At 60.3% G+C, this 8,657-nt stretch carries 6 protein-coding genes and 1 pseudogene; 6 read left to right on the top strand and 1 reads right to left on the bottom strand.

Features of this window, described 5'->3' with window-relative positions; all coding sequences use genetic code 11:
* Positions 1 to 393: 393 nt before the first annotated feature.
* Positions 394 to 925 (bottom strand): annotated as a pseudogene (locus AU465_RS33620) (3-oxoacyl-[acyl-carrier-protein] synthase III C-terminal domain-containing protein); the annotation flags it as partial.
* A 468-nt stretch (positions 926 to 1,393) separates the two neighbouring features.
* Here AU465_RS33620 and AU465_RS37575 point away from each other — a divergent pair.
* From AU465_RS37575 to AU465_RS33590, 6 genes are all read left to right on the top strand, one after another.
* On the top strand, positions 1,394 to 1,564 hold the full coding sequence (locus AU465_RS37575; RefSeq protein WP_312891350.1) for a low affinity iron permease family protein: 171 nt from the start codon (positions 1,394 to 1,396) through the stop codon (positions 1,562 to 1,564).
* A 45-nt stretch (positions 1,565 to 1,609) separates the two neighbouring features.
* The gene (locus tag AU465_RS33610; protein ID WP_192257363.1) at positions 1,610 to 2,908 is read left to right on the top strand and encodes a phospholipase D-like domain-containing protein; all 1,299 of its coding nucleotides are present in this window, start codon (positions 1,610 to 1,612) and stop codon (positions 2,906 to 2,908) included.
* Positions 2,909 to 3,356: 448 nt separating this feature from the next.
* Positions 3,357 to 4,514, top strand: coding sequence for an extracellular catalytic domain type 1 short-chain-length polyhydroxyalkanoate depolymerase (locus AU465_RS33605; protein WP_192257369.1), 1,158 nt, complete (start codon positions 3,357 to 3,359; stop codon positions 4,512 to 4,514).
* An 822-nt stretch (positions 4,515 to 5,336) separates the two neighbouring features.
* Positions 5,337 to 7,364, top strand: a complete 2,028-nt coding sequence (locus tag AU465_RS33600) for an AI-2E family transporter (protein ID WP_312891349.1) — start codon at positions 5,337 to 5,339, stop codon at positions 7,362 to 7,364.
* Positions 7,365 to 7,449: 85 nt separating this feature from the next.
* On the top strand, positions 7,450 to 8,172 hold the full coding sequence (locus tag AU465_RS33595) for a YciE/YciF ferroxidase family protein (protein WP_312891351.1): 723 nt from the start codon (positions 7,450 to 7,452) through the stop codon (positions 8,170 to 8,172).
* Complete coding sequence (locus AU465_RS33590) at positions 8,094 to 8,462, top strand: low affinity iron permease family protein (protein WP_192257359.1); 369 nt, start codon at positions 8,094 to 8,096, stop codon at positions 8,460 to 8,462. Before AU465_RS33595 ends, AU465_RS33590 begins: the two co-directional genes overlap by 79 nt.
* Positions 8,463 to 8,657: the final 195 nt, after the last annotated feature.

Below are 8,657 nucleotides of genomic sequence, written 5' to 3'. Positions count from 1 at the left end.
TGACTTTCCTGCCAGCCGCTGTGCAACGATTCGAACGGGCGATGCGCGACTTGCACGAAGCGTTCCGGGCAGGTGGAGTTGCAGGCATCAGCGAAAGCGCTGGTTTCCTACGTGAGATCATCTCTACGGCCACTCTCTTCCGCAAGGAAGACGGAACAGGTGTTGGGGGCGAGGTCCGAGGCCACTTGCAGGGCCTCCTCTCGATGCTCCGTCAATGCCTTGAAACTGTTGCAGATTACTCGGAGCGAAGGCCCCATGCAACAGTGGAGTACAGATTCATGCGAGACTGTTGATGTTATTGTAAAAATTGAAGAATTAATACCGCGTAGCAGACATTGCTTGTTCTCGGCGACCTGCGTGTATCCAACCGCGGGCAGGCCCCGGAAATAGATGGCCAATCACCAGCGCTCCGCCGGTTAGGCCTGCTCCCGCCGCCGCCAGCAGCAGTTTCTCGCTCGGCCGAAGCGGTTGAGCGCCGTGCGCAACCGAGAGCGAAAGGGGGATCGTCGCTGCGGACGAGTTGCCGTAGTCGGCGATGGCTTGACGATGCGCTCGTCCTCGATGCCGAGCAACTTGCCGACCGCATTGAAAATGCGGGCGTTCGCCCGGCGCGGCGCGAAACGGGCGATGTCCGGCACCGAAAGGCCGGCCGCCACCAGCGCCTCGATGGAATAGCGGCTCATCATCTCCACCGCTCTGGCGAAGATGTCGCGGTCGTTCGCGTCATGCGGGTTTCGGCGATGTCGATCTCTTCCGCGAACGCACGGTTGCCACGGCCAGCAGCATCGGCGAACAGCACGGCGCTCGCCCGCTCGGCCGGATTGATCCGACGGCTCAAGATGTTGGCGGCGATGACGACGGCCGGCTTGTTGTGCAGGCGCACAAAGCCGTCGGCGAAGGTCATCGCATAGATGAATCCCGCGCAGGTCGCGGCTCAGAATTGTCACGCATTACGTCGGAAAAATTGACGGTAGCCACCAGCTAGCCTGCCTCATCGTAAACCTTGATGATTGAGCCCGATTGATCAGGGCCGGTTGGGTCTTTGCCAACAAGCGCGGCGTTGGCTCTTGCGATTGCTCTTGGGCTGGCCAGGTCGGCGCTGTGGAGCTCTTTCTCCGCAGCGTTCCGTTCCGAGTATTTTAGAAAAATTGCATATTCAGACTGCGAATGAATGGCTAGGCCCGCCGCCGTGGGCGCCGGTGGGAACCTAGGTCTCCGTCGAAAGTTCCCTGTGATGGCAAATCACCCGATCACGAGCGTCCTTACCTTAACGGGGACGTGGACCTCGCGTCCCGCAGCATTCTTGGTCCAGCTGGCTTATGCGGGTCTTTGGGTGCTTCTCGATCGGGAGAGTCTGGATTGGCATGGGGCGGCTACCCTGTGCACTTGGGCCATGACGCTGTTCATTCAGCGCGCTGAGCATCGCGACACCCAAGCGATCCATGCCAAGCTGGACGAGATGTTGCGATCGAATGACTCGGCTGCTTCACACATCACCCGGATTGACGACGAAGAACCCGAGGAAATCGAAAAACATCGTATTCGCAAACAGCAGGGCGATTGAAGTGCGGCCTCTTGGTTCGCAGCATCATTGGCAAGCACGACAGCAATGAGGTCGGGCAGTAGATTCCGCTCCTCCCTCAAAGGTTTCACCTATCTGGCCGTGGCGGTTGCCGTCAGTTTGGTCACGTTGCTGGGCATTAACCTCACGCCCGAGCCACGCGTTTTGCGAACGACGGTGCCCCACCGCTTCGACGCTTCCGACCCTCAGTTCGCCAAGAGCATGAGCAGTTACTCGCAAGGACAGATGTCCAACGCAAATGCGGTGCAAACGCTAGTCAATGGAGACGAGATCTTTCCTTCAATGCTCGAGGCGATTGGCGCGGCTCGGACCACCATTGATATGGAGACCTATATCTATTGGTCGGGTTCCGTCGGTTATGAGTTCGCGACAGCGTTGGCAGCCAAAGCCAGAGAGGGTGTTGAGGTTCGTGTGCTGGTCGATTGGGTCGGTAGTCTCCCATTCGACGAGGATCTGATCCGCATCATGACAACGGCTGGGGTGAGCTTCGAGCGCTATCGACCGCTCCACTGGTATACGTTGGACCGTGTAAACAATCGGACGCATCGCAAGCTGTTGATTGTCGACGGGCAGGTCGCATTTACCGGTGGCGTCGGCATTGCGGATAATTGGCGTGGAAAAGCCCGCAACCCAAATGAGTGGCGCGACACGCACTACCAAATCAAAGGGCCCGCTGTGTCTGCCTTCCAGGCAGCGTTCGCCGAGAATTGGTTGGAGGCGACGGGCGAGACCCTCCAAGGTGAGAAATTCTACCCCATACTCGACCCCGTGGGCGTGCTTAGCGCCCAGCTGATACTTTCCTCGCAGCCTAATGGCTCGGAGAATATGGAGCTGATGATGTTGGCGGCGATAGCGGCCGCGAAGGACCACCTGCGTATCGGAATGGCTTACTTCGTGCCAGATGACATCGCGCTGGCACAGATTTTGGACGCCAGGAAACGAGGGGTGTCAGTCGATGTGATTGTTCCCAATTCCCTGACTGACGTGCCCGTGGTTCGAAAGAGCTCGCGCTATTTCTGGGGCGACTTGCTGAGAGCCGGTGTCAGAATTTTCGAATTTCAGCCTACGATGTATCATCCCAAGCTTCTGATCGTAGACGACGTCTGGTCAAGCTTTGGTTCTGCCAACTTGGATGAGCGTTCGCTAAGGTTGAATGACGAAGCCACTCTCAATGTCTACGGCGACGATTTTGCAAAGACGCAGATCGACTTGTTCAATCAAGATCTCGCGCGCTCCAGGCAGGTCAGCTTGGACGAATGGGAAGCGCGCCCGCTGCGGGAGAAGATAACGGACTGGGTGGCAAGCAGGCTTCGCTCTCAACTCTGACGGCCCCTACTTCAGTCGTCGGGTTTCCGAGACGTTCGCCTTTGATGACCCGGTTACAAATCGCCGACCGCGCTGGCCTCGAAAAACTACCTGATAAAGCCCGCGCCTCCTGGCGGAGGACGCGGGCAGGATTTGCCCAATCTTCGACAGAATACGAGGGGTCGATGCCTGTCGCTCCTCTCGAACTCTTCGAAATCGCTGATGTTCCGCTTTGCAACATTCTTCGTGGCGCCACAGAGACTACGCTGCGAGGCGCAACCACGATTTGGATCCGAGCTAAGTCGAACGAACCGCCTGCATAGTTGTCGGGCAGGCCTTTCCCACTTCGCGCTTTGTGGAGCAACACCGCGGATCCGAGTTGATTTTTGTGCAGTGCAGCAACTATATTCATCTAATTGCGTTGCTCAAGCTGCCGCCCAATTTCGGGCGTCAGAATAAGGGCGGCTTCATGCGAAAAATTTCAGATACGATCGCGCGCCTCGCCGCGCTTCAAGGGCACTACGCCAACAATACTGCCGAACATGGCGGGCGAAGCCACCTTCAGACGCTGGCCTCCTTCGGCAGCGACCCAGGCGGGTTGAACGCGAGATACTATCTTCCTGCAAACCTTTCCGAGAGTGCACCGTTGGTGGTCGTCCTGCATGGCTGCACCCAAAACGCATACGCCTACAATCGCTATTCAGGCTGGTCCCAACTGGCTGACCAGCTTGGGTTCGGACTGGTGTTTCCGGAGCAGAAACGCGCCAACAATTCGAACCTCTGTTTCAATTGGTTTCAACCCGCCGACTCGAGACGGGGGTCCGGCGAGGCGCTTTCCATCCGTCAGATGATAGAGACAATGGTCGTCGAGCACGGTCTGGACCGGGAGCGTATCTTCATCACCGGTCTTTCTGCAGGGGGCGCCATGGCATCGGCGATGCTGGCGACTTACCCGGAAGTGTTCGCGGGTGGCGCGATCATCGCAGGGCTTGCCCACGGCAGCGCCTCGACCATCCCCGAGGCCTTTGATCGGATGCGGGGCCATGGCGGTCCCTCCAAAGCTGCGCTCCAACAGCTCTTGCGCGAAGCTTCACCACACGAGGGGCCCTGGCCGACGATTTCGATCTGGCAGGGCACGGCCGACAACACCGTGGTGCCCTCCAATGCAGATGCGATCTTGGCGCAGTGGCAAGGAGTGCATGACGTAGGCACGCGCCCTCTACGGACGGAAAATGTCGATGGACAGAGACGCCAGGTCTGGTGCGACGACAATGGGCGAGAACTGATCGAGAAATACATGATCGCCGGCATGGGACATGGCACGCCGCTCAAGACCAGTGGCAACGATTGCCTCGGCAGCGCGGGGCCCTTCATGCTGGATGTCGGAATTTCCTCGACACGGCATATTGCCCACTTCTGGGGCCTCGCCAAGCCAACCATGTGGCGCCCGGTGAAAACTGAGGCCGTCTCTGGCACTGCCATGCGGAGCTTCACACCAGCGGAAGAATTGCGACTGGTCCATTTCGACCCAACTCCGGAACCGCTGGCACCCAATTCACGTGCTTCGGCCTCAGGAATCACTAAGGTCATAGAGGACGCCCTTCGGGCGGCAGGGTTGATGCGCTAGCAAGTGCTTGCTCAGGTGTGGCGGCGGCCGCTTCGTATCGCCACCGCAACCAGTCCGCCTATGGTCGCACTGGGCCCGGCAGATTCCTGGTCTTGAACAATCGCGGTCGCGAAGGTCTCGCTGGGTTCTCAACGTCTGCCATGACTTCTCCGCCCGCTGGAAGAATATCCGATCGGGAATGAGAGTCTGGCAGCCGCTGCGGCCCTCGTTAGACGTTTCGGATGGTGATGAAATCTCCCCTGCGCTCCACTCGACTTTGTCAAGACGCGAGGCTGCAGTCCCTGGCAATTAACCCGCTCAGCGCGCCTGTTGTGTTCCGTCGCGGTCAATCGAGTTCGATCCAGGCCGGCGCATGATCGCTTGGTTTTTCCCACCCGCGCAACTCAACATCTACGCCGGCACTGCGTAGTCTGTTCGAAAGCGAAGGGCTGCGAGGAAATGATCCGTCCGGAGGCCAGAGCTCCGATCGTAGCCGCCGCGGAAGGCAAAATTCCAATAAATGTAGATGCCTTTGTCCGGCTGGATGTGTCGGACGCCATCGTTCCAACCACTATCAAGCATTTCGGCATAGGCTTGCCTGCTCTCGGGAAAGCAGACTGCGTCGCCCAGCCATCCTCCCGCAGGATCGCAACCATCCGATGTTCAAGCAGCTACACCGCGTGTTCTCGTTGGACAGCACGGCTTTGTAGTGCGCTATTGCGGGGTCAATAGTCCTTTCTCAAATCGCGCTATTGGTCCGGCAAGCACGCTCGCAACCATCCACCGGCCCGCGCGTTGCACGCCAGCGAAACATCGCCAATCATGGCAGGGTGGAGGCATCAAGTGGCGGTCATTCGTCGGAACGGTGCGCGGGCGCCCGAACCTGGGCTGGCCAGCCTGCTTGCCGCCTCGCGGGGCCACCCGCGCACGGCGCTGCCGACTGTCGCCACCGTCGTCGCGACGGTCGCCGCGCTCTATTTCGGCCGCGAGGTGTTCCTACCGATCGCCGTCGCGCTGCTTTTGACCTTCGCCATCGCCCCGGTCGTGTCAGCGCTGAAGCGGGCCGGCATTCCGCGCCTTCCCGCCGTCATCGCCAGTGTGCTCGGCGCCTTTACCGCGCTCGCGCTGTTTTCGTTCGTCGTCGTCACGCAGGTCAGCGACCTCGCGCAGAACATTCCCGTCTACCAGATCAACATCATCACCAAGATCCGCGCCTTGAAGGGAAATGGCCTCGGCGGCGGCATCATCTCGCGCTTAAGCGGCGTGATCGAGCGTGTCGGCCAGGAGATCGACCGCCAGGAGCCCCAATTGCCGTCGGCCGCCGAGGCGCCGAAGCGCGACCCGGTCCCGGTCGAGATCATCGCGCATGAAAAGCCGCTCGAGTTGCTGCAGAACCTGATCGCGCCGCTGGTCAGCCCGCTGACCTCGGCCGGCTTGGTCATCGTCGTCGTCATCTTCATGCTGATGGAGCGAGAGGACCTGCGCGACCGCTTTATCCGCCTCGTCGGCTATGGCGACCTGCACCGAACCACGCAGGCGCTGCAGGATGCCGGCAAGCGGGTCGGCCAGTATCTTTTGATGCAGCTGGTGGTCAACATCGTCTACGCCATACCGATCACCATCGGCCTGTGGGCGCTGGGCATTCCCAATGCGCTGCTTTGGGGCATGCTGGCGTTGGCGCTGCGTTTCGTCCCCTATATCGGCCCGATCATCGGCGCGCTGCTACCGCTTTTCCTGGCGTTGGCTGTTGCACCCGGTTGGTCGCTGCTTTTGTGGACCGCGGGCCTCTTCATCGTGATGGAGCTTGTTACCGGCAATGTCATCGAGCCTTGGCTTTATGGCTCCCACACTGGCCTTTCGCCGCTTGCCATCATCGTGGCGGCGATCTTCTGGACCTGGGTCTGGGGCCCGATCGGCCTTGTGCTGTCGACGCCGCTCACCGTCTGCCTGGTCGTTCTCGGCCGGCATGTGCCGCAGTTCGAGTTCCTCGACGTGCTGTTCGGCAACGAGCCGGTGCTGGAGCCGCATGCCCGGCTCTACCAGCGGCTGCTCGCCGGCGACCCGGAGGAGGCGACCGATAATGCCGAGGAGATGCTAGAGGAGAAGTACCTGTTCGAGCTCTACGACCAGGTGGCCATCCCCGCGCTGCTGCTCGCCGAGCAGGATCGCATGCGCGGCGTCATGGATGACGAGCAGCGCAAGCAGGTGGCGGAGAGCGCGCTGACGCTCGTCGCCAATCTCGACGACAGCGCCCAGGAGGAAGCAGGGGCGGAGGAGGCCGAGCAGGCGGCCACGCCGGGCGAGGAGAAGCCTCCGGAGGGCAAGGTGGGTGAAGGCAAGGCGGCTGAGGGCAAGGCGCGCGACGAGGCCGAGGAGGTCGACCTGCCGGATGGCTCCGGCTTTTCCGTGCTTTGCGCCGGCGGGCGCGGCGAACTCGATGATGCCGCCGCGACGATGCTGGCGCAGGTGCTGGAAGTGCAGGGCGCCGAGACGTCGAGAGCGAGCTTCACCGACCTGGAGCCCTCGGGCATCCGCCGCCTCGAGCTGGACACCGTCGACGCGGCTGTCATCGGCTTCCTCAACCGCCAGTCCACCAAGCACGCGCGCTTCATGGTGCGACGGCTGAAGCGCCTCAAGCCGAAGCTCAGGGTCGGCATCGTGTTCTGGTCGGAGATCGGCAATCGCGATACCGAGGCCGCGGCGGAACTGGCGGGCGACCTCAACGCCGATTTCGTCGCCTACGGCATGGTCGACGCGGCGACGGGCGCCCTGTCGAACGAGCCGCCGGTGGCGCTCAAGCTCGCGCCCCAGCGCCGACCGCGCCGGAGGCGTCCGGCCAGCAAGAAGGAGCTGCAGGCGGCCGCGGGGTGAAGGACCGGGGCGGATCGCCTTGCTCCGCCAGAATAATCGAATTGGAGAGGGGATATGCCCACCTGAGCGGAAATTGTCGCGGGAAGTGTCGGCTAGGCCATCAAGCCTGCATTCCTCTGATACGACACACGCAATAAACAATTTAGCTCCGGCGGGAACGACGGATCAGCCTAGCTGTTGTTCTCAACACCTCCACGCGAGGCGAGGAAGAGTAAGGATCACCGCACTGACAAGCAAATCGTCTTCCAAAGGCCTGAACGACCTTTTTCACGACAGAAGGACATGGCAACGCTGCCAAAAATGGCCAAAGGCGGCACAGAGCTCCGAACTGAAGGCCGCCTTCGAAAAGCATGGCCAGACAAAGGAGCACGTTGCCCGGTTCGAGCAGGTGTTCGACGTCATCAGTAAGAAGCCGGTCGCCAGAACCTGTGCCGCGATCATGGGCATTACCGACGAAGGCGGTGAAATAATGGAAGAGTACAAAGGGGCGACGGCTCTCTGCGGCACAGGCCGTCGAAACTACGAGATTTCGTGCTACGGCATTTTGCGGACGTGGGCATCCGAGCTCGGCCTCACCGAGGCGGTGAACCTCCTCGACTTGACACTCGGGGAAGAAAAGGAAACCGACGCGGCACCGACGGAACTTGTCGAGTCTGCAGTCAACGTTGCAGGAGGCCGCATAGTGCAAAGTGAGAAAACCGTCGGCACTCGCACCCTAGAGATATCGCCATGGAAAAGACTTTCAACCGGGTGGCTGAAGCGGTCGCTCACGCCACCGGCAGGCCTTGGGCCTTTGCACTTTGCCTGACATCGGTGTTGATATGGGCAGTATCGGGCCCAATATTTGACTATTCCGAGACTTGGCAGCTGGTGATCAATACAGCGACGACGATCATCACATTCCTGATGGTCTTCCTGATCCAGAATACCCAGAACCGGGATGGCGCAGCCATCCAGGCGAAGCTCGACGAATTGATTCGCTCTGGTCACGGCAAGAACGCCTTCATTGGTATCGAGCACCTAACCGAAGCTGAAGTCGATCGGTTTCGTTCTGTCTGCGCTGAGGCGAAAGGAAAGAAAGAGGTCCCGCCTAAGTAGCGGGCTTGCCCGGTCGAGTTCAACCTGCGTCACGGCCCGAGTCGTGACGTTCTGTAGCAGCGCCTCGTCCGGAGCGCCAAGCGTAGCTGGACATTCCCATGCCGACACAAAAGAACCCGCCATGATTCCGAAGGCTGGTTGGCTTGGCTAGGGTCAGGACCCATTAATTTGTTGAGTTGATATCTGTTGGGTGAT

Origin of the sequence: Mesorhizobium silamurunense, assembly GCF_014843905.1 — a bacterium.
GTDB classification, from domain to species: Bacteria; Pseudomonadota; Alphaproteobacteria; order Rhizobiales; family Rhizobiaceae; genus Mesorhizobium; species Mesorhizobium silamurunense.
Note: the sequence above shows the minus strand (reverse complement) of the source record. Positions and strands in the feature narration are given on the sequence as shown.